Source organism: Sphingomonas spermidinifaciens (assembly GCF_002351485.1).
In the GTDB taxonomy this organism is placed as follows: Bacteria; Pseudomonadota; Alphaproteobacteria; order Sphingomonadales; family Sphingomonadaceae; genus Sphingomonas; species Sphingomonas spermidinifaciens.
In genome coordinates this window covers 1,593,697-1,619,484 of record NZ_NWMW01000001.1, presented here as the reverse complement: position 1 = coordinate 1,619,484, position 25,788 = coordinate 1,593,697, and the positions used below count along the sequence as shown (strand labels likewise).

Genomic DNA, 25,788 nt, shown 5'->3' with positions numbered 1-25,788 from the left:
ATCCGAAGTCGTCCGCTCCGCTGTTCCGACTGACACTACCGTGGTTGCGGATAGCCTACCCCCGCAACGCCTCCAGCATCGCCGCATAGCTCCCCGACGCCGCCGCGCGTCCGCCCGCCGCATCCACCATCATCGCCACGCGCCGCCGCCGGTCGAACCCGGTGAGGTCCGCCATTGCCACCCCCGACCCCGCGAAACACCGCGGCATCACCGTGATCCCCAGACCCGCGCGGACGTGCGCCAGTGCCCATTCGTCGTTGGTGGTGCGCGCGGCCATGAACGGGCGCACGCCGCGGTCGGTGAAGTGGCGGCTGACCGCGGCGAGCGCCTCGCAGTGGCGGCGGACCAGCATCGTTTCCCCGGCGATTTCCTCTGCCGTCACGCGTTCGCGGCCGGCGAGGCGGTGGGTCGAGGCCATGGCGACGGCATAGCCTTCCTCGAACAACAGCTCGCCGGTGAAGTTGCCCTCGGCCGGCGCGGCCACGGCGTCGAGGCGGCGGCGGTCGAGGCGAGCGATCAGGTCGCGGCGCGTGCCCTCGACCAGTTCGAGGCGTTCGTCAGGCGCGGCCGCGCGCGCGGCGGCGACGGCGCGCTCGACCATTGCCGCGGGGATCGAGGGGGCGATGCCGATGCGGATCAGGCGCGCGGGGGCGGTGTCGGCGCCCGCACGCTCGACCTCGGCGAACTCCGCCTCGATCCGGCGCGCATGGGCGAGCAGGCGGGTGCCCGCGGGCGTCAGTTCGACGCGGCGGCTGTCGCGCTCGAACACCGGCGCGCCGACCAGCCGCTCCAGCTTGGCGATGCCCGACGACAGCGTCGGCTGCGACACCCCGGCCGCGCGGGCGGCGCGCGAGAAGTTGCCGTGGTCGACCACCCCCAGGAAATAGCGCAGCAGATAGCGGTCGATCATAGACCGTATCTATCGCCCGATTCCAGCTGTATCAATTTCCCTCTCGCCGCCCGGCGGGGTAGAAGGTCGCGAAAAGCCAGGACTGGAGAGGGCATGACCCCTGATTTCGACTTCGCGCTGGGCGAGAGCGCCGACATGATCCGCGAGGTGACGCAGCGTTTCGCGAGCGAGCGGATCGCGCCGCTCGCCGCGCGGATCGACGCCGAGGACTGGTTCCCGCGCGAGCAATTGTGGGCGGCGATGGGCGAACTCGGCCTGCACGGCATCACCGTCGCTGAGGCGGACGGGGGGCTGGGTCTCGGCTATCTCGAACATGTGATCGCGTGCGAGGAAGTGGCGCGTGCCTCTGCCTCGATCGGGCTCAGCTACGGCGCGCACTCGAACCTGTGCGTCAACCAGATCGCGCGCTGGGCATCGCCTGAGCAGAAGGCGAAGTATCTGCCCAAGCTGATCTCCGGCGAGCATGTCGGCAGCCTCGCCATGTCGGAGGCTGGCGCGGGTTCCGACGTCGTCTCGATGAAGCTGGGCGCGACGCCGGCTGAGGGCGGCTGGGTGCTCAACGGCACCAAGTTCTGGATCACAAACGCAGCGTATGCCGACGTGCTCGTTGTCTACGCCAAGACCGGCGAGGGGTCGCGCGGGATCACCACCTTCCTGATCGAGAAGGACATGCCCGGCTTCTCGATCGGGCAGAAGATCGACAAGATGGGCATGCGCGGCTCGCCGACCGCGGAGCTGGTGTTCGACGACTGTTTCGTGCCCGCCGAGAACGTGATGGGGCCGGAGAATGGCGGCGTCGGCGTGCTGATGAGCGGCCTCGATTACGAGCGCACCGTCCTCGCCGGCATCCAGCTCGGCATCATGCAGGCGTCCCTCGACGTGGTGGTGCCATACCTGCGCGAGCGCCGGCAGTTCGGTGTGCCGATCGGCAGCTTCCAGCTGATGCAGGCCAAGGTCGCTGACATGTACGTCGCGCTCAATTCAGCGCGAGCCTATGTCTATGCGGTGGCTCGAAGCTGCGATGCGGGGCGGACCACGCGGTTCGATGCGGCGGGCGCGATCCTGCTGGCGAGCGAGAACGCCTTCAAGGTCGCGGGCGAGGCGGTGCAGGCGCTGGGGGGCGCGGGCTATACCAAGGACTGGCCGGTCGAGCGGTTCCTGCGTGATGCCAAGCTGCTCGACATCGGCGCGGGGACCAACGAGATTCGCCGGATGCTGATCGGCCGCGAACTGATCGGCGCGGCCGAGCGGGTGGCGCAATGAGCGCACCGGTCCTGCCGACGCAGGTCCAGCCCGATAGCGACACCTTCCGCGCCAACGCCGCACACAATCGCGCACTCGCCGAGAAGCTGCGCGCCGACGTCGCGAACGCCGCGCTCGGCGGCAGCGAAAAGGCGCGCGAGAAGCACATTGCGCGCGGCAAGCTGCTGCCCCGCGAGCGGGTCGAGCGGCTGCTCGATCCGGGATCGCCGTTCCTCGAGGTGGGGCAGCTTGCGGCGGTCGACCTCTATGACGGCGAGGTGCCCGGCGCAGGCGTGATCGCGGGCATCGGCCGCGTCTCCGGCCGAACCGTCATGATCGTCGCCAACGATGCGACGGTGAAGGGCGGCACCTATTTTCCGATGACGGTGAAGAAGCATCTGCGCGCTCAGGAGATCGCAGAGGCCAACCGGCTGCCGTGCATCTACCTCGTCGATAGCGGCGGTGCCAACCTGCCGCATCAGGCCGAGGTGTTTCCCGACCGCGACCATTTCGGTCGCATTTTCTTCAATCAGGCGAACATGAGCGCCAAGGGCATCGCCCAGATCGCCTGCGTGATGGGGAGTTGCACCGCCGGCGGCGCTTATGTCCCCGCCATGAGCGACGAGAGCGTGATCGTCCGCAATCAGGGCACCATCTTCCTTGCCGGCCCGCCGCTGGTAAAGGCGGCGACGGGCGAGGAGATCAGTGCCGAGGATCTGGGCGGCGGCGATCTGCATGGACGCCGGTCGGGCGTAGTCGATCACGTCGCCGAGAATGACGAGCATGCGCTGACGATCGTCCGCGATATCGTCTCGACGCTGCCCGCCAATTTCGCCAACGGCCTGACTCTCAGGGAGCCACGCGCGCCGGAATATGCGGCGGAGGAGCTATACGGCATCATCCCGCAGGACGTGCGCGCGCCGTACGACGTGCATGAGGTGATCGCGCGGCTGATCGACGGTAGCGAGTTTCACGAGTTCAAGGCGCTTTATGGATCGAGCCTCGTCTGCGGCTTCGCGCATATCTGGGGGATGCCGGTCGCGATCCTCGCCAACAACGGCGTGCTCTTCAGCGAGAGCGCGGTGAAAGGCGCGCATTTTATCGAGCTGGCGTGCCAGCGACGCGTGCCGCTCCTGTTCCTCCAGAACATCTCGGGCTTCATGGTCGGGGGCAAGTACGAGGCGGAGGGGATCGCCAAGCATGGCGCCAAGCTCGTCACCGCGGTCGCGACAGCGACGGTGCCAAAGCTGACGGTGCTGATCGGCGGCAGTTTCGGTGCGGGCAATTACGGGATGTGCGGGCGCGCCTACAGCCCGCGGTTCCTGTTCTCGTGGCCCAACAGCCGCATCAGCGTGATGGGCGGCGAGCAGGCAGCCAGCGTACTCGCCACCGTCCACCGCGATTCCGCCAGCTGGACGCCGGAGGAGGCGGAGGGCTTCAAGTCGCCGATCCGCCAGCGTTACGAGGACGAGGGCAACCCTTGGCACGCGACCGCTCGCCTTTGGGACGACGGGATCGTCGATCCGGTGCAGACGCGCGACGTCCTCGGCCTCGCGCTCGCCGCCAGCCTCAACGCCCCCATTCCCGAGCGCCCGTCGTTCGGCGTGTTCCGGATGTGACCATGCGTTACATTGCTCAGGAGACCAGCACTGACTGCGGCGTAGCAGCTTTGGCAATGCTGGCGGGCGTGACACTAAATGAGGCGCGCGACTATCTGGTCGATGCTGGCTTTAAGGTAAGTGGAGTTAAGGCTAAAGCCATTGTTGCGGGTCTAAAGCACTTTGGGCGTGAGCCCTTGCGAGCATCTTCGATCCGGCTCGCCTCAATAAATCTCAACCGTTTGGCTGATGATGCACTACTTAGCTGCTGGCTGAAAGTGGATGAAGAGTGGTGCGGTCACTGGGCCGTCTGGGATGCGCGTGGTCGGCGAGTCCTTGATCCTTACGTTCAGCACGGCGCCGCGGAGGCTCCTCTCCGTATTCGCACCTACTTGCCAGTGAAAGCACGATGATCCGCTCCCTCCTCATTGCCAATCGCGGCGAAATCGCTTGCCGTATCATCCGGACCGCGCGTCGCATTGGCATCCGCACGGTCGCGGTCTATTCGGACGCCGACGCCGGCGCTTTGCATGTCCGCCAAGCCGACAAGGCGGTGCATATCGGCCCGTCGCCAGCGCGCGAGAGCTATCTGGTCGGCGACAAGATCATCGCCGCGGCAAAGGCGGCGGGGGCGGAGGCAATCCATCCCGGCTACGGTTTCCTCTCCGAAAATGCGAAGTTCGCGGAGGGGGTGGCGGCCGCGGGTCTGATCTGGGTCGGCGCGACGCCGCATTCGATTCGCGCGATGGGGCTGAAGGACGCGGCCAAGAAGCTGATGGCCGAGGCGGGCGTGCCCGTCACGCCCGGCTATCTGGGCGAGGACCAGTCGCTCGAGCGCTTGCAGGCAGAGGCCGACGCGATCGGCTATCCCGTGCTCATCAAGGCGGTGGCGGGCGGCGGCGGCAAGGGGATGCGCCGGGTCGAGGCGGCCGCCGACTTCGCCGACGCGCTGGCGTCGTGCAAGCGCGAGGCGGCGGCGTCGTTCGGCGACGATCGCGTGCTGATCGAGAAATACATCCTGTCGCCCCGGCACATCGAGGTGCAGGTGTTCGGTGACACGCACGGAAACGTCGTCCACCTGTTCGAGCGCGACTGCTCGCTCCAGCGCCGCCACCAGAAGGTGATCGAGGAAGCGCCCGCGCCCGGCATGGACGAGGCGACGCGCGAGGCGATCTGCGCCGCAGCCGTGCGCGCGGCGCAGGCGGTCGATTATGTCGGCGCGGGCACGATCGAGTTTATCGCCGACGCTAGCGAGGGCCTGCGCGCCGACCGCACCTGGTTCATGGAAATGAACACCCGGCTCCAGGTCGAGCATCCGGTGACCGAGGAGATCACCGGCGTCGATCTGGTCGAATGGCAACTGCGCGTGGCGGGTGGCGAACCGCTGCCGAAGCGGCAGGACGAGCTGTCGATCGAGGGGCACGCGGTTGAGGCGCGGCTGTATGCGGAAGACCCGGCGCGCGGGTTCCTGCCGTCGACGGGGCGGCTGGATCATCTGGTGCTAGACCGCTCGATGCCGCCACTGCTCTCGATCTTGGCGTCGGCCGAAGCGGGCAGATTTGAAGGCAACGCACCAGACTGGATGCCGCCCTCGCCCTTGCGCGTAGAAACTGGGGTCGAAGCCGGCTCTTCGGTATCGACCTTCTACGACCCGATGATCGCCAAGCTGATTGTCCATGCCGAAAACCGCGATACGGCGATCGAACGACTAGCTGCGGCTTGCGATGGGGTCGAGGTCTGGCCGCTGCGCACGAACGCCGCCTTTCTGGCGCGCCTGTTGCGAGAGACGCGCTTCGGAGACGGAGAGGTGACGACCGGCTTCATCGCGGAGGCCGGCGATTCCCTGACCCAGCCGGCCGCGCTTTCTGATGATGCGGCAAGGCACGCGCTGACGCTGCTTGCCGCGTCTACTTCGAGCGACGGGCCGACCGTCGGGCCGCGCGGCTTTCGCCTGAATGCGCCGGCGCGCGAGGACGCCGTGATCTGGATCGACGGGGCGCCACGTACGGCGACCTGCGCGCCGGTTTCGCTGGCACATGGATGGGCCGACGGCAGCTTCGAACCGGCGTTTGTCGGCGATGGGGATGGCGTGGTGCTGTTCGAGCGAGGCGACGGGCATCGCGCTTCGCTACGACCGCCGCTCGGTGCGGCCGGCGCCGCCGCCGACGGTGCGATCCTGTCGCCGATGCCGGGGCGGGTGCTGTCGGTCGAGGTTGCTGCGGGCGATGCCGTCGTTAAGGGCCAGAAGCTGCTGACGCTGGAAGCGATGAAGATGGAGCATACGCTTACCGCGCCGTTCGATGGCATCGTCGCCGAACTCGACGCGCGGGCCGGCGCGCAGGTGCAGGTCGAGGCGCTGCTCGCACGGATCGAGCGGGGAGAGGTCTGATGGCGGGCCGTTTTTTCGACGAATGGCAGGTCGGCGACCGGATCGAGCATCCGATCCGGCGCACGGTGACCGAGACAGACAACCTTCTCTTTTCCACCATGACGCACAATCCGCAGCCGCTGCATCTGGATGCCGAAGCAGCGGCGGCGTCGGAGTTCGGGCGCATTCTAGTCAACAGCACCTTCACATTCGCGCTGATGGTGGGGCTGAGCGTGGGGGAGACGACGCTCGGCAGCCTCGTCGCCAATCTCGGCTATGACCAGCTCGTCATGCCCGCGCCGGTGTTCATCGGCGACACGCTGCGCGCGACGAGCGAAGTCACCGAGCTTCGTCCCTCCAGGTCGCGGCCGGGGCAGGGGATCGTCACCTGGCAGCACGAGATGCTCAACCAGCGCGACGAAGTCGTCTGCCGCTGCTTTCGCTCGGCGCTTCTGAAGTCGCGGCCGGCATGAGGTCGCTGCTTTTCGTCCCCGGCGACCGGCCAGAGCGCTTCGCCAAGGCGCTGGCCTCGGGCGCCGACGCGCTGATCCTCGACCTGGAGGACTCGGTCGTGCCCGAGGCGAAGGCGCGTGCGCGCGACGCAGTGGCGGCGTTTCTCGGCGAGCGACACGCCGCACGCATCTTCGTCCGCGTCAACCCGCTCGGCAGCGAATGGATCGACGCAGATGCGGAGATCGCCGCGCGGGCCGACGGCATTGTGCTGCCCAAGGCCGAAGGTGCGGCGAGCGTCGAGGCGCTGGCGGCGCTGCTGGGGGACGGAGCGCCGCCAATCCTGCCGATCGCGACCGAGACGCCGCGCGCCGTGTTCGCGCTCGGCGACTATGGCGCGGTCGCGGGCCGGCTGGCCGGGCTGACCTGGGGGGCGGAGGACCTGCCCGCGGCGATCGGCGCGGCGACCAGTCGCGAGGAGAGCGGCGGCTACACCGACCCTTACCGCGTCGTCCGCGCGCTGATCCTGTTCGGCGCGCACGCCGCGGGGGTGCCCGCGATCGAGACGGTGTTCCCGGCGATCAAGGATGAGGCAGGGATCGCGCGCTATGCCGAGACGGGCGCGCGCGACGGGTTCACGGGCATGATGGCGATCCACCCGGCGCAGGTCGCGCCGATCAACGCCGCCTTCACGCCCTCGGCAGAGGCGGTCGAACAGGCGCGGCGGATCGTCACCGCGTTCGCGCAGAACCCCGGCGCGGGGGCGCTCCAGCTGGGTGGCCGGATGATCGACGCGCCCCACCTCAAACAGGCGCGGGCGCTGCTGGCGCGGGCGGGCTGAGCGTCACCAGCCACAGGTCGGGCACCGCCACCAGCCGGAGCGGCAACAGGCTGGTGCCAAGACCCGCGCCGACGATCAGCGTCCGGCCGCCCTCACGCACGATCCCGCACGCATAGCGCTCACCATGCGCGGACATGGTGGCGATCGCGCCGAGGAGGGGCACGCGGATCTGCCCGCAATGCGTATGCCCGGCCAGCATCAGCGGCACCTCGCCGGGCACGCGCGGAAACGGGTCGGGGCTGTGGCTGAGGAGGACCGGCACCCCGCCGACGCGCCGCATCGCCACCAGCGTGGCGTTCAGGTCGTCGCGGCGCGTGAAAGCGTCGGCGAGCCCGCCGACCGCGAGCGGCCCCACCCGCGCCGCCTGATTGTCCAGCACGCGATGCCGGCCTTGGCCAGCGCGGCATGGGCCTGTGCCGTATTCCGCCAGCGATCGTGATTGCCGAGTACCGCGTAGGTGCCGAGCCGTGCGCGAAGGCCGGCGAGCGGGCGGGTCGCCATCTCGAAGTCATAGGTGCGGGTCGCGACGCGCTTGTCGCTGACGAAGTCGCCGGCGATCAGCACCAGGTCGGGCCGCTGCGCATTGACGAGCGCGACGAGGCGAGCGAGCCGCCCGGGCGGCATGTCGGGACCGGCGACATGAATGTCGGACAGGAGGACGAGGCGCAGCGGTCGCTCGCCCGGAGGCAGCAGCGCCAGCCGCGCCTCACGAACGATCGGGTCAGCAAGCGCGGTGCGATAGGCGATCGCGAGCATGATCAGTGCCAGCACCGCGCAGGCCAGCGCCGCGGAAAGGAGGCGCTTCCTCATGCGCCCGGCAGCCAGCCGGGCGGCGCGAGCTCGAAACCGGCGAAGTCGAAGCCCGGCGATACCACGCAGCTGACCAGCGCCCAGCCGGTATCGGCGTGCGCGGCCTGCCACTGACCTGCCTCGATCAGCAGCTGGGGTGCCTCACCGGCGAGCACGTCGGGGCCGAGGCGCATGCGCTCGACCGGCCCTGCGCTGCTCGCTGCGCGCGACAGGGTTAGCGGTACGCCGGCGTGCCACAGCCACAGCTCGGCGGCATCGACGCGATGCCAGTGCGACCGCTCGCCGGCCTTGAGGAGGAACAGGATCGCCGTCGCCGAGGCGCGCTTGCCGGGCGCCGCGGGCGCGCGCCACGTCTCACGGTACCAACCGCCCTCGGGATGCGGAGCGAGGTCGAGCGCGGCGATGAGAGCGTCGGGGTCGGGCATTGCCGGGTCCTTGAGCAAGCGCGGGCGGGGTCGCGTCGCCTGGATCCTAATCTGCGCCGGGCTTCGGTCCAGGACGTTGCGTGCGGGACTTTGCGCCCCGGTACTTGCAGGGATGCGATTACGGGAGATGGGTCTGGAGGACTTTGCCGGTCGTCGATGAGCGCTTCGAGCTGAACGAGCCTGATCCGCGCCTCAAAGCCGCGCCCGCCGACACGCCCCACTCGCGCGCCGGACCGATCAAGATTGTTAGCCAACCGTTCAGCGCCGCTGCCTATGGTCATCGCGTGCATATCGGTCGGATCGGTGTCGCGGGGCTGCTTCCGCTCGTGCTTCTCGCGTGCGTGTCGAGTGACCGGCCCGAGCCGCGCCGGCCCGCAGCGGCGCGGCCGAACCGCCGCCCACCTCCGCGCGTACCCGAACCGCCGCCGGCCGAGACGCGCCAGTGTCTCGCCGATCTCGATACCGACCGGGTCGAGTATCGTGTGCTGCCGCGGCAGGATCTCGGCGGCGGCTGCGTCGTCGTCGGCGCGGTACAGCTGCTCGATATCGGCGTGCCGGTGTCGGGGCTGACCTCGATGCGATGCCCATTGGCGCGCAACTTCTCCAACTGGGTGCGCTACGGCGTCGCGCCGGCAGCCAAGCAGATGCTGGGGAGCGAGCTGACGCGAATCGAGAGCTACGGCACCTTCAATTGCCGCCCGATCGCGGGGAGCGGGCGACTGTCCGAGCATGGCCGAGCGAACGCCGTCGATATCGCCGTCTTCGTTCTTGCCGACGGGCGGCGGGTGAGCGTGCTCGGCGGCTGGAACGACGGTTCGAACGAGGAGCGCCGGTTCCTGCGCACCGTGTTCAAATCCGCCTGCCGCCGCTTCACCACCGCGCTTGGCCCCGAATATAACGCCGCGCACGCCAACCACTTTCATCTCGACATGGGTGGGCGGCCGCTCTGCCGCTGACGCTTCCGCTCGAGCGCCGCCTCGGCTAAGGGCGCGCGGATGAGTGATCCCCGAGTACCGTCGCGCGTCTTCCGCCGCGCCGAGCAGGATGCCGAAACCGCACGGACCGGCACCACCACGCCGCAGACCGAGCATCCGGCCTACAAGCTAGCCTTCCAGGACCTCGACTTCCTGCTGCGCGAGGATCTGCGGCCCGTTCGTTTTCAGCTGGAGCTATTGAAGCCGCAGCTGTTGCTCGACGAGGCACAGATCGCGTCGACCTTCGTCATGTACGGCTCGGCGCGCATCCCCGAGCCCGACCGCGCGAGCGAGTTGCTCGAGCTGGCGGGCGACGGGCCGGGCCGCAAGGTGGCCGAGCGGCTGGCCGATAAGGCGAAATATTACGAGGTTGCGCGCGAATTGGCCCGGCTGGCGAGTGCGTTTCCTCGCGACAAGGCCGGGGCGCGGCATTTCGTCGTCTGCTCGGGCGGTGGCCCCTCGATCATGGAGGCGGCCAACCGCGGCGCGACCGATGTCGGCGCCGAATCGGTCGGGCTCAACATCGTTCTGCCGCACGAACAGGCGCCCAACGCCTATGTCACCCCGTCGCTGTCGATGCAGTTTCACTATTTCGCGCTTCGCAAGATGCATTTCCTTCTGCGCGCGCGGGCGGTGGCGGTGTTCCCGGGCGGCTTCGGCACCTTTGACGAGGCTTTCGAGCTCCTGACGCTGATGCAGACCGGCAAGATCGAGCGCATCCCCGTCCTGTTCTACGGCCGCGATTTCTGGGAGCGGGTCGTGAGCTTCGAGGCGCTGTGCGAGGAGGGGGTGATCAGCCCCAAGGACCTCGATCTCATCACCTGGGTCGAGAGCGCCGAGGAGGGGTGGGACATCGTCCAGCGTTTCTGGCGCGAGAAGGAAGCGGCGGCCTAACGGATCGCCAGCCACCCGGCGACCGCGCCCGTCGCGACGATCGCGGGCGTCACCCATCTGCCTTTCAGCCGCCATGCCGCCGCGCAGGCGATGGCGAGAATCGCCGCGGTGGCGACCGGCGCCGGCGTCCGACTGGCGGTGCCGATCCCCAGATCGATCACCGTCGCGGCGATGATCCCCACCACCGCCGCCGCCACGCCGTCGAGCGCTCGGTGGAGGCGCGGGTCGGCGACGATCGCCTCAAGCCGCTCGAAGAAGATCATCGAGACGGCGAAGGCGGGGAGGAACATGCCCGCGGTGATCGCGAGCGCCCCCGTGGGACCGCCCGCGACATAGCCCGCAAAGGTCGCGAAGATGACGAGCGGCGCCGGCAGCAGCCCCGCCACCGCCACCCCGTCGAGAAACGCGCCGTCGCTCAACCAGCCGCGCCCCACCGTGTCGGCGCGGACATAGGGGATGGCGGTATAGGCGCCGCCGAAGGTGAGGAGCCCGCCCTTCAGTCCCGCGACGAACAGTGTGCCGAGCGTGGCTGTCGTGGTGACGACTGGCGCGGTCCCGATCGGGTCGTTGCCCGGCACGAACAGCCCCGCGACGGCCACCAGCGCGACAGGCACCACCACCCAACACCCCGTCAGAAGTGCGCTTGCCAGTCCGGCGGTGATCAGCAGCGCCCAGAAAGGCACCCCCGCCAGCGTCGCCGCCAGCGCCATCGCGGCGATCCCGACCGCGATCCGGTCGGTGAGGATATGGCTGCCGATCCGCCACACCGCGCGGACGATGACGCCGAGCACCGCCGCCTGCACGCCGAGCAGCACGCCCTCGAATCCCGCGCGCCCCTCGACCAGCCTGACATAGAGTGCACCCGCCATCATCATCAGGGCGAGGCCGGGCAGCATGAAGCCGAGCCCCGCGAGCAGCCCGCCGATCCGCCCGCGCGCCATCATGCCCATGTGGACGCACAGTTCATGCGCCTCCGGCCCCGGCAGTATTTGCATGACGCCGAGCAGGCGGTTGAAGCGCGCGCCGTCGATCCAGCGCTCGCGCTCGACCAACGCTTCGCGGATCATCGCGATCTGCGCCACCGGTCCGCCGAATGCACCAAGGCCGAAGCGGAGAAAGCGCCAGAAAAGCTGTGGAAGGGGTAGGGCAGGTGGACGAGGATCGATCGTCATTCGGTTCGCTCCGAACCGTGCAGGCACGGCGTTGGGAGCGGACTTGGACGAGCGGCCCCGTCTGAACGGGCGTCCGCAGAAATAGCCCGTGCGCGCGTCACGCTGCCAAGCGCGCGGGAGCGTGGCAAGCCCCTATTCGGCAGCGATCAGCGTTTCGGCGGCGCTCAGGTCCACGCTGACCAGACGGCTGACCCCGCGCTCGACCATGGTAACGCCGAACAGCCTGTGCATGCGGCTCATCGTCGCGGCATTGTGGGTGACGATCAGATAGCGGGTCGCAGTCTCCTGCGTCATGCGATCGAGCAGGTCGCAGAAGCGGTCGATATTGGCATCGTCGAGCGGCGCGTCGACCTCATCGAGCACGCAGATCGGTGCGGGGTTGGTGAGGAACAGTCCGAAGATCAGCGCCACCGCGGTCAGCGCCTGCTCGCCGCCCGACAGGAGGGTCAGCGACTGGAGCTTCTTGCCCGGCGGCTGCGCCATGATCTCGAGCCCCGCCTCCAACGGGTCGTCCGAATCGATCAGCGTGAGATGCGCCTGGCCGCCGTCGAACAGCGTCGTGAACAGCCGTCGGAAATGGCCATCCACCGCTTCGAACGCCGCCAGCAGCCGCTGGCGCCCCTCGCGGTTCAACGTGCCGATCGAGCCGCGCAGCCGATGGACCGCCGCTTCCAGCTCGGCGATCTCGGCCGCGCCCTTCTCGCGCTCGGCCGCAAGCTCGGCAAGTTCGCGTTCGGCGATCAGGTTGACCGGCCCGATCCGCTCGCGTTCGGCAACGAGGCGGTCGTGACGGGCGCTTTCGTCCTGCGGATTGCCGACGTCGGCGGCGTCGAAGCCCGCGCGCTCGGGGAGCAGCGGCGGCGGACATTCGAAGCGCTCGCCCGACACGCGGCCCATCTCGACCCGGCGCAGGTCCTGGTTCTCGGCACGCGCCGCGGCCCCCGCGCGGCTCTCGCGCGCGGCGGCGAGCGCTTCGGCGGCGCCGCGCGCGGTCGCCTCGGCCTCGCGCAGCGCCGCCTCCGCGGTGCGCTCGGCAGCGGCGCTGGTTGTCGCCGCGGCTGTTGCTTCGCGTGCGCGTGCGTCAGCGTCGGCCTGTTGAGCCAGCAACAGGGCGGGCCGGCCGGCGAGGCGCAGGCGCTCGGCCTCGCCTTCGGCCGCGCGCTTGTCGAGATCGGCGATGCGCTTCGCCGCCTCGCCCGCCCGCGCGCGCCAGCCCTTCGCCTCGGCCTGCGCGGCGGCGCGGCGTTCGCGATCGAAGGCGAGACTGCGGTCGAGCGCGGCGCGTTGGGTCCGCGCCTCGGACACGGCGGTGCGGGCGGTCTCGGCTGCCGCGGACAGCGCCCGCACGCGCTCGCGCGTTGCCGATCCATCGGGAAGGGCGGCGATTGCCGCCTCGGCGCGCGCGACCTCACCTTCGGTCTCGTTCGCGTCGGCGGCGGTGCGCGCCTTGCGCTGGGCAAGGTCGGCGGCCTGCGCCGACAGGCGTTCGAGCGCGGCGGCGGCGCGATCCTCGTCGCGCGCTGCCTCGCGCTCGGCGCGCTCGCTTGCCTCGATCACGCGGCGGGCCTCGGAGGCGGTGGCGCGTGCCTCGGCGATGGTGGCTGCGATCCGGGTAGTTTCCGCCTCGGCGCTTTCGACCGCTCGGACGGCGGCGGGACGCGCCGCCTCGAGCGCGCGGAGGCGGTTGAGCCGTTCGAGCCGCTCGGCCGCCGCCGCGCCGCTCCCGCGCGCGACGAAGCCGTCCCAGCGGCGGAGGACGCCGGCGAGCGTGACGAGTCGCTGGCCGACGGCGAGCGGGCGGGCGTCGTCGGCCTCCACGACGAAGATCTGCGAGAGGCGACGGGCGAGCGCGGGCGGTGCCTCGACATGCGCGGCGAGCGTGGCGGTGCCGGCGGGCGCGGCGGGGTCGCCCGGCTGCGGCTCGGCGCCCGCCCAGTGGCGATCCTCGGCGGCATCGACCCCAGCCTCCAGATCGTCGCCGAGCGCTGCGGCGAGCGCGCGTTCATAGCCGGGCGCGGCGCGTACCCGGTCGAGCAGTCGCGCACGCGGGCCGGGGCGCGTCGCTCGAGCGAGCACCGCCGCTTCGCTGTCGAGCGCGGCAAGTTCGGCCTGCGCGGTGGCGCGCTGCGCGTCGGCACGCTGACGACCCTCGATCGCGGCGCGCTCGTTCGCTTCGGCTTCGGCGAGCGTCCGGCGCGCGGCGGCGGCGCGTTCCTGCGACTGGCGACGGGCGAGCGCGGCGGCCCGACCTTGTGCCTCAAGCGGCGCGGCGTCGCCCAGCCCCGCCGCCTCAGCCGCCACCCGCGCGGCGTCGCGCTGCGCCCGGTCCAGCCGCTGGCGCGCGGCAGCGAGCGCGGCATCGGCGACGCGCACCTCGGCCGTCTCCTGTGCCTGCGCGGCGAGCGCCTGCGCCAGCGCGACCTCAGCGTCGCGCGCAGCGCGTTCGGCACCAGCAAGCGCGGCGTCGAGCGTTGGCAGCCGCGCGGCGTCCGCCGCGATTCGCGTTTCCAGCGCCGCGGCCTCGGCGCCGAGCCGAGCGATGGCGTCGGCGGCGTCCTGGGCGAGGTCGCCCTCGCGCGCCCGGTCCTCGGTCAGGCGCGCGGCGGCGGCGGTGAGGTCGTCGAGGCGGCGCTCAACCCCGCGCCGTTCGCGTGCCAGGTTCTCGAGTGCGTGTTGCGCCTCTCCGGCGGCATCGCGCGCCGCCTGTGCCGCCGCGCGCGCCTCGGCGAGTGTGGTCTGTGCCGCCACCTGTGCGGCGTTTGCGGCCTCATGCGCGGCCGACGCCTCGGCAACCCGAGCGTCTGCGGCCTTCGCCTCGGCCCGCGCGGCATCGGCGGCGGCGGCGGCGTCGCGCCAGCGAGCAAAGATCAGGCGGCCCTCGGCGGTGCGCACCTGATCGCTGAGCGCGCGATAGCGTTCGGCCTGCCGTGCCTGCCGCCGGAGCGCAGCGATGCGCGTGTCCTGGTCGGTGATCAACTCGCCCAGCCGCTGTAGATTGCTCTCGGTCGCGCGCAGCCGCGTCTCTGCCTCCTTACGGCGGACATGAAGGCCGGCGATGCCCGCGGCTTCCTCCAGCATCGCCCGCCGTTCGACCGGCTTGGCGGCGATCACTGCGCCGATCCGGTTCTGGCTGACCAGTGCGGGCGAATGCGCGCCGGTCGCGGCGTCGGCGAAGAGGAGCGCGACATCGCGCGCGCGTACGTCGCGACCGTTGAGGCGATAGGCGCTGCCCGCACCGCGCTCGATCCGGCGGACGACCTCGACCTCCTCATCGTCGCCGGCGACTGCGTGGATCGCCACTTCGGCAAAGTCGCGCTGGGGGCGGGTGGCGGTGCCCGCGAAGATCACGTCCTCCATCCCCGCGCCGCGGAGCGACCGGGCGGAGCTTTCGCCCATCGCCCAGCGCAGCGCCTCGAGGAGGTTGGACTTGCCGCAGCCGTTCGGGCCGACGACGCCGGTCAGCCCCGGTTCGATCCGGAGGTCAGCAGGATCGACGAAGCTTTTGAAGCCGGTGAGGCGCAGCCGCGTGATCTGCATCGATGCGACCGCGCCTGCCCCAGCGCCGGCTAGGTCAGGCGCCCGCCTTCTTGAGCGCGGCCTCGACCTGCGCCCAGCTCACGGCGCCCTCGGCCTTTTCGCCGTTGATGAGGAAGGTGGGCGTGCCCTGCACCTCGGTCGCCTTCTCGGTCACGCCGACCAGCTTCTGGATGGTGTTCATGTCCGCAAGGCACTGGCGCGCCTGCGCCTCGGGAATGCCGCGCTGCTTGACGAAGTCGATATAGCCCGCTTGTTCGGCGAAGGCCGCGACCTGCTGCGCGGGGGCGAGGTTCTGGATGCGCGTCTGGAACTCGGGCGGGGTCGCCTGCAGCTTGTCGAGCGTCGCCGCCTGGTTGGCGTACATCTGCTCGAGGAGGGGGAAGAAGGTGCCGGGGCCGCCGCAGCGGCCGAGCACGCCGCTCGCCACGTCGGGCGCGCCGTGGATCAGGAAGTCGCGGAACTCGAAGCTGACCTTCCCCGTCTCGACCAGCTTGGTGAGCGGCTCGAATCCCTCGCGCGCGAAGGCGCCGCAAGCGGGGCAGGTGCGCGAGCCATATTCGACGAGCTTCACCGGCGCATTGGGGTTGCCCATTCGATAGCCGCCCTCAGGCGTCTCGCTGACGACCTGGCTCCATTGCTGCCCAGCGGGCGGCGCGGCGCCCTCGACCGGCGCGGCGGGGGCCGCGCTGTTGCCTTCCGAGCCGCCGCCGCAAGCGGCGAGCAGGGCGAGCGGGGCGAGAATCAGGAACGAACGCATGTCGGGGTTTCTCCGGTGAATAGGGGTCAGCGCGCCCCCGCGGCACGCAGCCGCGGTTCGAGGCGAGCCCAGTCGGTGCCCTGGATGAGCTCGCCATCGAGCTCGAACGAGGGGGTGCCGGCGATCTTGTCGAAGGCGGCGCGGGTGCCGGCGATCAGCTGATCGCGTGTGGCCGCGTCGGTAAGGCAGGCGGCGGGCGCCTTGGGCAGGCGCGCGCGGACCAGCGTGGTGAGGCCCGACCCGTCGGCGATCGTCCTGAGCGCCGCATCGCGGTCGCCGCCGGGGGGCGGGGCGATGCTGACTGCCTTGTCGAGCAGAGCCTTCTGGTTGGCGAAGACGAGGCCGTGGACAGCGGCGAAATTGCGCGGGCCGGCGCAGCGCGCATACATCGCTGCGGCAAGGTCGAGGCCGTCGCGCACCGCGTGGCGCACCTCAAGGCTGACGGTGCCCGAACGGACGAACTCGTCCATCAGCACCGGCTTCGATTCGGCGACGAAGTCGGCGCAATGCGGGCAGGTGTAGCTCAGATACTCGACCAGCTTCACCTTGGCTGCGGGATTGCCGATCACCCAGGTACCGGTCGACGTGGGGGTGACGACGGCGCGCCAGTCGCGCTTCGCCTGTGCCATCGCCGTGCCGGCGGTCAGCCCGAGCAGCAGCGCGAGCAGCAATTTCAGAAAACGCATCAACGAACCTTGCCGAGGACGGGAATGGGGATGGGATCGCCGAGGCCCGAGGCGAGCGCTTCGAGCACAGCCTTCAGCTCGGGGTCGGCGATCGCGCGCAGGCTGTCGGACAGGTCGGCGGGGACCGGGCGCGGCGCAGGCCGGGCGGCCGGGCGGGTCGGGCGGCGCACCTCGCCCTGGCGGAACACGACGCGCGCGACTGCGGCATAGCCGAAGAAGCGGTTGACCCGCTCGACGATCTCGGGGGCGATATGCTGCATCATCGGCCCGTGCGCGCCGACCACGGTGAGTGTCAGCACGCCCTCGGCACGCTGCCCCTGCGGGAAGCGGATCGATTCGGGGCTGGACACGCGGGCATAGCGGTCGCCGACGATCTCGACCCAGCGGCTGACGATCGAGGACTGGACGAAGCCGAACTTCTTGAAAGCAGCACCGCCGATGTCGGGCAACAGCTCGCTCACCGCGCGCGCGCGATTCGAGCGCGGCGGCGGGGCGGGCATCGGCCGGGGCTGGCGCGGCTTCGTCATCACCGCCGTCCATGCCATAGGCGGGGCGTGTCCAACAAGGTGCTGCCCCAAATCGCCGCCCCTCTGCTCGCCTGGTACGACGGTGCCGCGCGCGTCCTGCCCTGGCGCGCGCCGCCGGGCAGCGCGCCGCCGGACCCGTATCGCGTCTGGCTGTCGGAGATCATGCTCCAGCAGACGCAGGTCGCGACCGTCATCCCCTATTTTGAGCGCTGGACCGCCCGCTGGCCCGACTTCGCGAGCCTCGCCGCGGCCGACGATGCCGAGGTCATGTCGATGTGGGCGGGGCTCGGTTACTACGCCCGCGCCCGCAACCTCCTGAAGGGTGCGCGGGCGGTCGTCGCCGAGCATGGCGGGCGCCTTCCCGATACCGAGGCGGCGCTGCTGACTATCCCCGGTATCGGCCCCTACACCGCCGCCGCCATCGCCGCGATCGCGTTCGGGCGGCGCGCGGTCGTCGTCGACGGCAATGTCGAGCGGGTGGTGGCCCGACTGTTCGCGATTCCCACGCCGATGCCCGCCGCCAAGCCTGCGATCCGTGCCGCGACCGATACGATCACGCCCGACACGCGCGCCGGTGACTTCGCGCAGGCGATGATGGACCTTGGCGCGCGCATCTGCACGCCGCGCAGCCCGAAGTGCCTGTTCTGCCCGATCGCCGCAGGCTGCACGGCGCGGATCGAGGGAGAGCCCGAGCGCTATCCGGTCAAGGCCGCGAAGAAGGCGCGGCCCCTCCGGCAGGGCACGATGTTCTGGCTGACCAACGCGAATCGCGTCTGGTTGGTGCGCCGGCCCGATAAGGGGCTGCTCGGCGGGATGCGTGCGCTGCCGACCGGGCCTTGGGAAGCAGAGCCGCCCGTGCTGGCGGATGCACCGACCGCGGCGAACTGGCGGATGCTCGACACTGTCGCCACGCACGGCTTCACCCATTTCGAGCTTGTGTGCGCGCTTGCGGCGGCCCGGTGGGACGGGCAAACCGCGCTCGCCCCGGGCGAATGGTGGCCGATCGCCGATCTCGAGTCGGCGGGCCTCCCCACCGTCTTTGCCAAGGCGGCACGATTGTTTCGGGAGGATGGCGCATGCGGTGGATGATCGGCACGGCGATGATGATGGCGCTCGCGGCGCCGATGCCGCTGGCGGCACAGGCGATGCGCCAGCCCGCCCCGCAGCTCGCGCCCCCGCGGGCCGACCTGCCCGCGGTCGGCGCGCTGGTCGACAGCTATGTCGCCGAGAAGCGCACCCCCGGCATCGCCGTCGCGGTGGGTCATGACAACGCGCCGCCGCTGCTGCTCGCCAAGGGGCGGATCGGCCTCGCTCCCGACAGCGCGGCGGCGACGCCCGACACGCTGTGGCGCGTCTATTCGATGACCAAGCCGATCACCGGCATCGCCGCGATGATCCTGGTCGAGGAAGGCAAGCTCCGCCTCGACCAGCCGATCAGCGACTTCTTCCCGGCGTACAAGTCGATGAAGGTCCTGACCGATCCCGACAACAGCCTCGCCAGCCGGCCGGCGGCGCGCGAGATCACCGTGCGGCACCTCCTTACCCACACCGCGGGCCTCGGCTACAACATCATCACCAAGGGGCCGCTTCTCAAGGAGTATGAGCGGCTCGGCATCATCCCCGCCTCGCTCAACCGCCAGACCGAGGCGCAGGGCAAGGCGGTGCGGCCCAAGTCGCTGCGCGAGTTTGCCGAGCGTACCGCCACGCTCCCGCTGATCGCCGATCCGGGGACCAAGTGGAGCTATTCGATCGGCCTCGACGTGCTGGGCGCAGTGATCGAGGCGGCAGCGGGGATGCCGTTCGAGCGATTTGTCCAGACCCGCATCTTCGATCCGCTCGGGATGAAGTCGAGTTTCTTCCAGGTCCCGGCGAGCGAGGCCACACGACTCGCCGACAATGGCGCATGGGTGGGCGAGAACCTCGTGCCCCTCGATCCCGGCGCGACGTCGGTGTTCCTCGACCCGCCGAGCTTTCCCTATGGCGGCGCGGGCCTCGTCATGTCGGCGCGCGACTATGACCGGTTCCTGGCGATGCTGCAGAACTATGGCACGCTGGACGGCAAGCGCGTCCTGAAGCCCGAGACGGCGCGGCTGGCGATGTCGAACCTGCTGCCCGCGGGCGTCACCTACACGCGCATCGACGCGGCGACGGGGGGTAGTGCGGGTCCGAACACGGGTTTCGGCGCGGGCGGCTCGGTGCTGCTGCAGGACGTGCCGGGCGGGCCGGGGGCGGGCACCTATGGCTGGGGTGGTGCGGCAGGGACGATTGCCTTCGTCGATGCGAAGAAGCGCGTGCGCGCCGCCGGCATGGTCAATTACTTCCCCGCCGAGAAATGGCCGCTGCGAAACGACATCATCAAGGCGCTGTACGGCGACCTGAAGCGGTGAAGCCCGGCTTCACCGGCGCGGCCATCGATCGCGCCGATCGGCTGCGCGCCGACCCCGTCGGGCTGGCGGCGGCGGCGGCCGACCCGGCGGCGCGGGTGCTGATGCTGGACGGTCTCGACCCGCTGGTGGCGGGCGGGCGCCTGATGTGGCGGCCAGTCGCGGCTGGCGAGGCCGGCCTCGTGCTGCTCGGTCTCGAGGCCGGCGAACCCCGGTTCGCAGCGCTGCCTGCCGCGCCGACCGAGGGCGCGCGGCGCAGTCCCGAGCTCATGAACCTGCTCGCCGCGCTGCCGGCTGAGGAGATGGCGCTCTATGCCGGCGCGCGCAGCCTTGTCGACTGGCACGCGCGCCACCCCTTCTGCGCACGCTGCGGATCGTCGACTCAACTCGCCAAGGGCGGCTGGGCGCGCGAGTGTCCGAGTTGCGCCGCGCAACATTTCCCGCGCACCGATCCGGTCGTCATCATGCTCGCCGAGCATGACGGGCGCGTGCTGGTGGGCCGCGGGCTTGGCTGGCCGCCTGGTCGCTATTCGGCGCTGGCAGGCTTTGTCGAGCCGGGCGAGTCGATCGAGGAAGCGGTCGCGCGCGAGCTGTTCGAGGAAGCGGGCGTGCGCGTGGGCGACGTGCGCTATGTCGCGAGCCAGCCCTGGCCGTTTCCCTCGCAGCTGATGATCGCTTGTGTGTCGAGCGCGGAGGATGATGCGCTGGACGTCGATACGAGCGAACTAGAGGACTGCTTCTGGGCGAGCCGGGCCGACGTCGCGGCGGCACTGGCCGGGGCGTCCGACGCCCGCTTTCTCGCCCCGCCACCTTACGCCATCGCGCATACGCTGCTGAACTGGTGGCTCGGCGAGCCCTCGCCTCGTCAGCGCGGATCAAGTCCGGGGTGACGAGGGCGTCCTAGTCCCGCTCGCGCGCCTGCGGATAACTCCCCAGCACGCGCACCCAGGCCGAGTGGAAACCGAGCTCCCTAAGCGCGCGATCGACATTCGGCTCGCCCGGCCGGCCAGTGATGTCGGCGTAGAACTCGGTCGCGGCGAAGCTGGCGCCGCGCTGATAGCTCTCCAGCTTGGTCATGTTGACGCCGTTGGTCGCGAAGCCACCCAGCGCCTTGTAGAGCGCGGCAGGCACGTTGTTCACGGCGAAGATCAGCGTCGTCATGAACGGCCCATCGCCGACCAGAGGTTTCGATCCGCGCGCAAGGACGACGAAGCGCGTCACATTGTGCTCGCCGTCGGCAATGTCGTCGGCGAGCACGTCGAGGCCGTAAAGCGGCGCGGCCCTCGCCGGCGCGAGCGCCGCGACGCCCGGCTCGCGCCGTTCCGCCACCAAAGCGGCGGCACCAGCAGTGTCGGGATAGCTCACCGGGCGGATGCCGTGCGCGCGCAGCCAGTGGCGGCACTGGCCGAGCGCCTGCGGATGGCTCACCGCCTCGACCACCTCGTCGCGCGTGCCGACGCCCAGGAGCGCGTGGCGGATGGGCAGGAAATGCTCGCCGGTGATGACCAGCCCCGATTCGGGCAGCAGGAAGTGGATGTCGGCGACGCGGCCGTGCAGCGAGTTCTCGATCGGGATGATCGCGCAGTCGGCACGGCCATCGCGCACCGTGTCGATCGCGTCGGCGAAGTCGAAGCAGGGAAGCGGCAGCGCATCGGGAAACGCCTGCGTCAGCGCGACATGGCTGTTGGCACCGGGCGCGCCCTGAAAGGCGACGGCAAGGTCGGGGCGGGCGGCGGCGGCGGCGGTCATGGCCTCGACCAGCGGGCGCGCGGGCGCGGCGAACTGTTCCATGGCTGGCGCGCCTAGACCGGGGTTCACCGCAGTGCAACCGCGGCTTGCCGCGCCCGGAAAGCGTCTCTAAGGGAAGGCCGATTTTCACTTCATCGGGCAATCGGCAGCGCAATGGACAATCGCACGAACACGATCGCGGGCTGGGTTCTGGCAGGATGCGCCGCGGCGCTCGGGCTGACGATCGCGAGCGGCATGGTGTTCCACGGCGAGCGGCCCGAGAAGATGGGCTATCCGATCGAGGGCGTCGTCGAAGAGGGCGCCGGCGGCGGCGAGGCCGAAGTGCCGATCGCCACGCTGCTCGCCAGCGCCGATGCGGCGGCGGGTGCCGAGGTGTTCAAGAAGTGCGCCTCGTGCCACACGATCAATTCGGGCGGCGCGGCGGGCATCGGCCCCAATCTTTATGGCGTGCTCGGCAAGCCGCATGGCCATCAGGCGGGGTTCGCCTATTCGGATGCGCTGAAGGGGATCGCCGGGAACTGGGACTTTGAGTCGATGAACAAGTGGCTCACCAGTCCGCGCAAGTACGCGCCCGGCACCAAGATGAGCTTTGCGGGTCTGTCGAATCCGCAGGAGCGGGCGAACGTCATCGCCTATCTGAACCAGCAGGGTTCGAACCTGCCGCTGCCCGCGGCGCCCGCCGCCGACGCCGCGCCTGCCGAGGCCGCGGCAGAGGGTGCGGCAGCAGCCAACGTGACCGAGGGTACGCCGACCGCCGACATGGAAGACCGCGCCGTCCCCGCCTCGGGCGCGCCATCGGTCGATCCCGAAGCGGCCGAGGAAGCCGCCGAACTCAAGAAGTAATCGGCGCAAACTGCGCACAAAAAAGCGCGTCGCGGGTCAGCCGCGGCGCGCTTTTTCGTCGAGCACCGCCTGTTGCCAGCGGCCGGGCGGTTTGTCGTCGCGGTGGATGCAGCCGGGCCAGCAGCAGGGGCGCTTCTTGCCCCCGGCGATCTCGGCCACGGTGCGCGCGGGTCGGGGGCGCTTGGCATCCTCGATCCAGCAGATGAACTCGTTGCGGCCGAGCGGCGTCAGCGCACATCAGGCTGCCGCTTCCTTGCCCGACAGCGCCTTTTCGAGATCGGCGGGGAGTGCATGCGCAGTACCGGCAGGAAGCGGCTCGATTTCCGCCTCAGTCATCGGGACCCAGGCCTTCGGCAAGGTCGCGTGGCCGGACAAAGCGGTCGAGCACCGCGCCGCCCTCGCACGCATCGGCCCAGCCACCCTCCCAGTGCAGCACGGCGATTGCCGCGGTCGGATATTTGATCTCGACCTCGCCGCGCAGCGGAGAGTCTGGGCTGTCGGCTGCGAGGGCAAGGACGAGATCCTCCAGCCCCGGATTGTGACCGACCATCAACGCATGCGCGGCACCGGCGGGAAACTCGCGCACCAGATCGAGCAACGTCGCCGCCGAGGCGAGGTAGATGCGCTTGTCCCATGCAGGCTCGATCGGCCGGCCATAACCCTCGCTCACCCCGTCCAGCGTCTCGATCACGCGGGTCGCAGGGGAGGCGGCGACATGGTCGAAGCTGAGCCCCTCGCCCTTCATCCAGCTGCCCACCACGACCGCTGCGCGGCGGCCCCGCGCATTGAGCGGCCGGTCGAAATCGCGGGTGACGGCATCGTCCCAGCTCGACTTGGCGTGGCGCAGCAGCGTCAGGCTCGGCATGGGCTCTCCACTCAGGCTTCGATCGCGCCCTCTTGCCCGATGGGCACCGGATTGGCCAGCGCCCGTGCGATGTCGCATGCCTCGTCGAGGCTCACCCGATCGACGCGCGTGCCCAGCGGGAAGGCATCGAGCAGCCGTGTCGGGCAGGCGGTGGAAAGGAGCACGAATGCCCCGCGATCGTCGGCACGGCGGATCAGCCGCCCGAACGCCTGCGCCAAGCGTGCGCGGACGATGCGGTCGTCATAGGCCTTGCCCCCCATCGCCAGTTTCCGCGCGGCGTGGAGGACGGAGGGCTTGGGCCAGGGCACGCCCTCCATGACGACGAGGCGCAGCGATCGGCCGGGTACATCGACCCCGTCGCGCAGCGCGTCGGTCCCGATCAGCGACGCGCGCGGGTCGTCGCGAAAGATGTCGACCAATGTCCCCGTGTCGATCGGATCAACATGCTGGGCGAGGAGCGGCAGCCCCTCGCGTGCCAGCCGGTCGGCAATGCGCGCATGGACGCCGCGCAGCCGCCGGATCGCGGTGAACAGGCCCAGCACGCCGCCCCCGCTTGCCACGATCAGCCGCGAATAGGCATTGGCGAGGGCCGGCACGTCGCCGCGCTTCACGTCGCTGACGAGGAGGACGCGGGCGTTGCCCGCATAATCAAACGGGCTTACCGCCTCGAACCGCTGCGGTCCCAGGCTGAGGTGCTGCGCGCCCGACCGCGCCTCTGCCACGTCCCAGTCGCCCCCCGCGCGCAAGGTCGCCGACGCAACGACGACGCCGTGAGCGGGCTTGAGGACGGTCTCGGCAAAGGGTCGCGTCGGGTCGAGCCAGCGCCGGTGCAGGCCCATGTCGTATTCGCGCCCCTCGACCCGGTCGACCGCCAGCCAGTCGACGAAATCGGGATCGGCAGGGCCGCCGATCCGCTGGACCAGTGCGCTCCAGGCCCCCACCAGATCGCGCCGCCAGCCCAAAGAGGCGATCGCGCCCTCGATCCGCGCACGCGCCGGGCCGTCGAGCCAGTCGGGGCCGTCGGCCAGCACCGCTTCCAGCCGGTGTCCAAGCGCCACCATCGGCCGCACCAGCGCGTCGAGCGCCGCCGCCGCTGCACCCGCCGCCTCGACCAGCTCGGGCGAGGGTTCGGCGAGCTCGGTCTCCAAACCGTAGCCGCCTTCCGCTGCGCCTTCGTCGCGGGCGTAGACGAGGCCGCGGACGGCACCCAGCAGTGCCTCGATTGCGCCGAAGGGCTCGCCCTGCGCCACGCGGGCGATCCAGCCCTCGGCCGGGAGCGCGCGCGCGCCCTCGATCATCTCGGCGATCGCGCGGCCGCCCGCCTCGTCATAGCTGGCGACGTCGGAAAGGCGCGCGGCGAGGCCCCGCCGCCGCCCGCGCCCGCCACCCTCGGGCCCGGTGATCCAGCGACGAAGCTCGATCGTCTCGGCACCGGTCAGCGCGACGCCGAACATCGAATCGGCCGCCTCGAACAGGTGATGCCCTTCGTCGAACACGATCCGGGTCGGGCGCGTCGCGCTCTCGCGCCCGCGCGCGGCGTTGACCATGACGAGCGCGTGGTTGGCGATGACGAGGTCGGCCTCGGCGCTCGCACGCGCTGCCCGCTCGATGAAGCATTTCCGGTAATGCGGGCAGCCGGCATAGACGCACTCGCCGCGCCGGTCGGTCAGCGCGGTCGAGCCGTTGCGGCGAAAGAGGGTCGGCAACCAGCCGGGCAGATCGCCGCCGACCATGTCGCCATCGGCGGTATAGGCGGCCCAGCGCGCGACCAGCTGCGCCAGGATCGCCGCACGCCCGCCGAAGCCGCCCTGAAGCGCGTCCTCGAGGTTGAGGAGGCAGACATAATTCTCGCGCCCCTTGCGCGTGACGATGCGGCGGCGGCGCTCGGCCGGATCGGGGATCAGCCGGGCACCCTCGGCCGACAATTGGCGTTGCAGCGCCTTGGTAAAGGTCGACACCCACACTGCGCCGCCCGCCCGCTCGGCCCAGAGCGAGGCGGGGGCGAGATAGCCGAGTGTCTTGCCGATGCCGGTCCCCGCCTCCGCGAGGACCATGTTCGGGGCCTCGCGCGCGGTACGAGGGCCAAAGGCGTGCGCGGCAGCGATGGCGAAGCGGCGCTGGCCGGTGCGCTGCTCCGCCCCCGCGCCGGTCAGCTTGTGGAGGCGGCCGAGCACAACGTCCTCGTCCAATGTGACGGTGCGCGGCGCGGGGCGGGGGGCGACCTCCTCCCATTCGGGCAGCTTCGAAAACAGCCAGCGCTCGGGTACCGCGGGCTTGGCGATGCAGCCGGCGAGCAGCGGTGCCCAAGGCCAGCGTGCGCGCGCGAGCGATTGGAGCGCATGCCATGCCCCCTCCCGCTCGGGCCAGTCATAGTCGGGCGTTTTCAGAAGCCGCTGCGTCGCCTCGATCAGGAACGGCGCGACGGCGGCGTCGTCGACCGGCGGCTCGATCCCGATTGCGCGAGCGAGGCCGGCGGGGGTGGGCACGACGAACCGAGCGGGGAAGAGGAAGGCATAGAGTTCGAGCAGGTCGAGCCCCGACAGCTCGGCATGGCCCAGACGCTGGCCGATCAGCGGCGCGTTGAGGACGAGCGCCGGGGTGTCGGCGGCGAACCCGATCGCCTCGCCGCGCCCCACCGCGCGGGCGCCCGCCATATCGGCGATCCAGATGCCGGCATGGCTGGCGTGGAGGGCGGGGTAGGCGCGCACTCGCCTGCTATCGTCACTGTAGAACGAATTGGCAACCAGCCGATGGTC

Annotated in this window: 25 protein-coding genes; 12 read left to right on the top strand and 13 right to left on the bottom strand. The window is 70.5% G+C overall.

Features of this window, described 5'->3' with window-relative positions; all coding sequences use genetic code 11:
• Positions 1–55: 55 nt before the first annotated feature.
• Complete coding sequence (locus COC42_RS07740; protein ID WP_096342569.1) at positions 56–910, bottom strand: LysR family transcriptional regulator; 855 nt, start codon at positions 908–910, stop codon at positions 56–58.
• Between the two features lie 93 nt (positions 911–1,003).
• Between COC42_RS07740 and COC42_RS07735 the strand changes: the two genes are divergently transcribed.
• The 6 genes from COC42_RS07735 to COC42_RS07715 are packed head-to-tail and all read left to right on the top strand — an operon-like array spanning position 1,004 to position 7,409.
• Positions 1,004–2,173 (top strand): acyl-CoA dehydrogenase family protein, encoded by a 1,170-nt coding sequence (locus COC42_RS07735; RefSeq protein WP_096342568.1) that lies wholly within the window; start codon positions 1,004–1,006, stop codon positions 2,171–2,173.
• Complete coding sequence (locus COC42_RS07730) at positions 2,170–3,771, top strand: carboxyl transferase domain-containing protein (RefSeq protein WP_096342567.1); 1,602 nt, start codon at positions 2,170–2,172, stop codon at positions 3,769–3,771. The genes COC42_RS07735 and COC42_RS07730 overlap by 4 nt, the downstream gene beginning before the upstream one ends.
• Before the next feature lie 2 nt (positions 3,772–3,773).
• A complete protein-coding gene (locus COC42_RS17395) occupies positions 3,774–4,163 on the top strand; it encodes a cysteine peptidase family C39 domain-containing protein (protein WP_141395802.1) in 390 nt (129 codons plus the stop codon).
• Complete coding sequence (locus COC42_RS07725; protein WP_096342566.1) at positions 4,160–6,139, top strand: acetyl/propionyl/methylcrotonyl-CoA carboxylase subunit alpha; 1,980 nt, start codon at positions 4,160–4,162, stop codon at positions 6,137–6,139. Before COC42_RS17395 ends, COC42_RS07725 begins: the two co-directional genes overlap by 4 nt.
• Complete coding sequence (locus tag COC42_RS07720) at positions 6,139–6,591, top strand: MaoC family dehydratase (RefSeq protein WP_096342565.1); 453 nt, start codon at positions 6,139–6,141, stop codon at positions 6,589–6,591. The genes COC42_RS07725 and COC42_RS07720 overlap by 1 nt, the downstream gene beginning before the upstream one ends.
• The gene (locus tag COC42_RS07715) at positions 6,588–7,409 is read left to right on the top strand and encodes an HpcH/HpaI aldolase/citrate lyase family protein (RefSeq protein WP_096342564.1); all 822 of its coding nucleotides are present in this window, start codon (positions 6,588–6,590) and stop codon (positions 7,407–7,409) included. Before COC42_RS07720 ends, COC42_RS07715 begins: the two co-directional genes overlap by 4 nt.
• Here the strand turns inward: COC42_RS07715 and COC42_RS17890 are convergent.
• Genes COC42_RS17890 through COC42_RS07705 form a run of 3 tightly spaced genes read right to left on the bottom strand, consistent with a single transcriptional unit; the run spans position 7,372 to position 8,644 of the window.
• Positions 7,372–7,764, bottom strand: a complete 393-nt coding sequence (locus tag COC42_RS17890) for a metallophosphoesterase family protein (RefSeq protein ID WP_245843926.1) — start codon at positions 7,762–7,764, stop codon at positions 7,372–7,374. The two genes, COC42_RS07715 and COC42_RS17890, sit on opposite strands and share 38 nt — an antisense overlap.
• On the bottom strand, positions 7,707–8,219 hold the full coding sequence (locus COC42_RS17885; protein WP_245843924.1) for a metallophosphoesterase: 513 nt from the start codon (positions 8,217–8,219) through the stop codon (positions 7,707–7,709). Before COC42_RS17885 ends, COC42_RS17890 begins: the two co-directional genes overlap by 58 nt.
• Positions 8,216–8,644, bottom strand: coding sequence for a cupin domain-containing protein (locus COC42_RS07705; protein WP_096343176.1), 429 nt, complete (start codon positions 8,642–8,644; stop codon positions 8,216–8,218). The genes COC42_RS17885 and COC42_RS07705 overlap by 4 nt, the downstream gene beginning before the upstream one ends.
• Before the next feature lie 143 nt (positions 8,645–8,787).
• Here COC42_RS07705 and COC42_RS07700 point away from each other — a divergent pair, with 143 nt between their 5' ends.
• A complete protein-coding gene (locus COC42_RS07700) occupies positions 8,788–9,600 on the top strand; it encodes an extensin family protein (RefSeq protein WP_245843923.1) in 813 nt (270 codons plus the stop codon).
• Between the two features lie 39 nt (positions 9,601–9,639).
• Positions 9,640–10,512, top strand: a complete 873-nt coding sequence (locus tag COC42_RS07695) for an LOG family protein (RefSeq protein WP_096342563.1) — start codon at positions 9,640–9,642, stop codon at positions 10,510–10,512.
• On the opposite strand, the gene chrA is transcribed toward COC42_RS07695, so the two are convergent.
• The 5 genes from chrA to COC42_RS07670 all read right to left on the bottom strand — a co-directional run bounded on the left by chrA (position 10,509) and on the right by COC42_RS07670 (position 17,191).
• Positions 10,509–11,684, bottom strand: a complete 1,176-nt coding sequence (chrA, locus tag COC42_RS07690) for a chromate efflux transporter (protein WP_096342562.1) — start codon at positions 11,682–11,684, stop codon at positions 10,509–10,511. The two genes, COC42_RS07695 and chrA, sit on opposite strands and share 4 nt — an antisense overlap.
• 132 nt (positions 11,685–11,816) lie before the next feature.
• Positions 11,817–15,221 (bottom strand): chromosome segregation protein SMC, encoded by a 3,405-nt coding sequence (gene smc, locus COC42_RS07685; protein WP_096342561.1) that lies wholly within the window; start codon positions 15,219–15,221, stop codon positions 11,817–11,819.
• Between the two features lie 34 nt (positions 15,222–15,255).
• On the bottom strand, positions 15,256–15,978 hold the full coding sequence (locus COC42_RS07680) for a DsbA family protein (protein WP_096342560.1): 723 nt from the start codon (positions 15,976–15,978) through the stop codon (positions 15,256–15,258).
• A 26-nt stretch (positions 15,979–16,004) separates the two neighbouring features.
• Positions 16,005–16,664, bottom strand: a complete 660-nt coding sequence (locus tag COC42_RS07675; protein WP_096342559.1) for a DsbA family protein — start codon at positions 16,662–16,664, stop codon at positions 16,005–16,007.
• Complete coding sequence (locus tag COC42_RS07670) at positions 16,664–17,191, bottom strand: DUF721 domain-containing protein (protein WP_096343174.1); 528 nt, start codon at positions 17,189–17,191, stop codon at positions 16,664–16,666. Before COC42_RS07670 ends, COC42_RS07675 begins: the two co-directional genes overlap by 1 nt.
• 27 nt (positions 17,192–17,218) lie before the next feature.
• Here COC42_RS07670 and mutY point away from each other — a divergent pair, with 27 nt between their 5' ends.
• The 3 genes from mutY to nudC are packed head-to-tail and all read left to right on the top strand — an operon-like array spanning position 17,219 to position 20,465.
• Positions 17,219–18,280 carry an A/G-specific adenine glycosylase gene (mutY, locus tag COC42_RS07665; protein WP_245843922.1) on the top strand — a complete coding sequence of 354 codons (1,062 nt, stop codon included), beginning with the start codon at positions 17,219–17,221 and terminating at the stop codon, positions 18,278–18,280.
• On the top strand, positions 18,268–19,578 hold the full coding sequence (locus COC42_RS07660) for a serine hydrolase domain-containing protein (RefSeq protein ID WP_245843921.1): 1,311 nt from the start codon (positions 18,268–18,270) through the stop codon (positions 19,576–19,578). Before mutY ends, COC42_RS07660 begins: the two co-directional genes overlap by 13 nt.
• Positions 19,524–20,465 (top strand): NAD(+) diphosphatase, encoded by a 942-nt coding sequence (gene nudC / locus COC42_RS07655; protein ID WP_096342558.1) that lies wholly within the window; start codon positions 19,524–19,526, stop codon positions 20,463–20,465. The genes COC42_RS07660 and nudC overlap by 55 nt, the downstream gene beginning before the upstream one ends.
• Before the next feature lie 10 nt (positions 20,466–20,475).
• Here the strand turns inward: nudC and COC42_RS07650 are convergent, their stop codons facing one another.
• Positions 20,476–21,366 (bottom strand): prephenate dehydratase, encoded by an 891-nt coding sequence (locus tag COC42_RS07650; protein ID WP_096342557.1) that lies wholly within the window; start codon positions 21,364–21,366, stop codon positions 20,476–20,478.
• A gap of 111 nt (positions 21,367–21,477) precedes the next feature.
• Here COC42_RS07650 and COC42_RS07645 point away from each other — a divergent pair, with 111 nt between their 5' ends.
• The gene (locus COC42_RS07645; RefSeq protein WP_096342556.1) at positions 21,478–22,167 is read left to right on the top strand and encodes a c-type cytochrome; all 690 of its coding nucleotides are present in this window, start codon (positions 21,478–21,480) and stop codon (positions 22,165–22,167) included.
• Between the two features lie 36 nt (positions 22,168–22,203).
• Here COC42_RS07645 and COC42_RS18075 read toward each other — a convergent pair whose 3' ends face one another.
• The 3 genes from COC42_RS18075 to COC42_RS07630 form a co-directional block, all read right to left on the bottom strand.
• Positions 22,204–22,326: a hypothetical protein gene (locus COC42_RS18075; RefSeq protein WP_281253083.1), complete on the bottom strand. Its 123-nt coding sequence runs from the start codon at positions 22,324–22,326 to the stop codon at positions 22,204–22,206.
• A 169-nt stretch (positions 22,327–22,495) separates the two neighbouring features.
• Complete coding sequence (locus tag COC42_RS07635; RefSeq protein WP_096342555.1) at positions 22,496–23,032, bottom strand: SixA phosphatase family protein; 537 nt, start codon at positions 23,030–23,032, stop codon at positions 22,496–22,498.
• A gap of 11 nt (positions 23,033–23,043) precedes the next feature.
• Positions 23,044–25,686: an ATP-dependent DNA helicase gene (locus tag COC42_RS07630; protein WP_176484626.1), complete on the bottom strand. Its 2,643-nt coding sequence runs from the start codon at positions 25,684–25,686 to the stop codon at positions 23,044–23,046.
• Between the last annotated feature and the right edge of the window lie 102 nt (positions 25,687–25,788).

Bases quoted from the DNA above. Each gene is read 5' to 3' on its own strand.
- COC42_RS07720 (WP_096342565.1), top strand. From the start codon at position 6,139: ATGGCGGGCCGTTTTTTCGACGAATGGCAGGTCGGCGACCGGATCGAG.
- COC42_RS07645 (WP_096342556.1), top strand. From the start codon at position 21,478: ATGGACAATCGCACGAACACGATCGCGGGCTGGGTTCTGGCAGGATGC.
- COC42_RS07675 (WP_096342559.1), bottom strand. From the start codon at position 16,664: ATGCGTTTTCTGAAATTGCTGCTCGCGCTGCTGCTCGGGCTGACCGCC.
- COC42_RS07695 (WP_096342563.1), top strand. From the start codon at position 9,640: ATGAGTGATCCCCGAGTACCGTCGCGCGTCTTCCGCCGCGCCGAGCAG.
- COC42_RS07730 (WP_096342567.1), top strand. From the start codon at position 2,170: ATGAGCGCACCGGTCCTGCCGACGCAGGTCCAGCCCGATAGCGACACC.
- COC42_RS07635 (WP_096342555.1), bottom strand. From the start codon at position 23,032: ATGCCGAGCCTGACGCTGCTGCGCCACGCCAAGTCGAGCTGGGACGAT.
- COC42_RS07740 (WP_096342569.1), bottom strand. From the start codon at position 910: ATGATCGACCGCTATCTGCTGCGCTATTTCCTGGGGGTGGTCGACCAC.
- COC42_RS07715 (WP_096342564.1), top strand. From the start codon at position 6,588: ATGAGGTCGCTGCTTTTCGTCCCCGGCGACCGGCCAGAGCGCTTCGCC.
- COC42_RS07725 (WP_096342566.1), top strand. From the start codon at position 4,160: ATGATCCGCTCCCTCCTCATTGCCAATCGCGGCGAAATCGCTTGCCGT.
- COC42_RS07670 (WP_096343174.1), bottom strand. From the start codon at position 17,191: ATGACGAAGCCGCGCCAGCCCCGGCCGATGCCCGCCCCGCCGCCGCGC.
- COC42_RS07650 (WP_096342557.1), bottom strand. From the start codon at position 21,366: ATGGAACAGTTCGCCGCGCCCGCGCGCCCGCTGGTCGAGGCCATGACC.
- COC42_RS07630 (WP_176484626.1), bottom strand. From the start codon at position 25,686: ATGGCGGGCGCCCGCGCGGTGGGGCGCGGCGAGGCGATCGGGTTCGCC.
- COC42_RS07680 (WP_096342560.1), bottom strand. From the start codon at position 15,978: ATGCGTTCGTTCCTGATTCTCGCCCCGCTCGCCCTGCTCGCCGCTTGC.
- COC42_RS07660 (WP_245843921.1), top strand. From the start codon at position 18,268: ATGCGGTGGATGATCGGCACGGCGATGATGATGGCGCTCGCGGCGCCG.
- nudC (WP_096342558.1), top strand. From the start codon at position 19,524: ATGGCCGCTGCGAAACGACATCATCAAGGCGCTGTACGGCGACCTGAA.
- chrA (WP_096342562.1), bottom strand. From the start codon at position 11,684: ATGACGATCGATCCTCGTCCACCTGCCCTACCCCTTCCACAGCTTTTC.
- COC42_RS17395 (WP_141395802.1), top strand. From the start codon at position 3,774: ATGCGTTACATTGCTCAGGAGACCAGCACTGACTGCGGCGTAGCAGCT.
- COC42_RS17885 (WP_245843924.1), bottom strand. From the start codon at position 8,219: ATGAGGAAGCGCCTCCTTTCCGCGGCGCTGGCCTGCGCGGTGCTGGCA.
- COC42_RS07735 (WP_096342568.1), top strand. From the start codon at position 1,004: ATGACCCCTGATTTCGACTTCGCGCTGGGCGAGAGCGCCGACATGATC.
- smc (WP_096342561.1), bottom strand. From the start codon at position 15,221: ATGCAGATCACGCGGCTGCGCCTCACCGGCTTCAAAAGCTTCGTCGAT.
- COC42_RS07705 (WP_096343176.1), bottom strand. From the start codon at position 8,644: ATGCCCGACCCCGACGCTCTCATCGCCGCGCTCGACCTCGCTCCGCAT.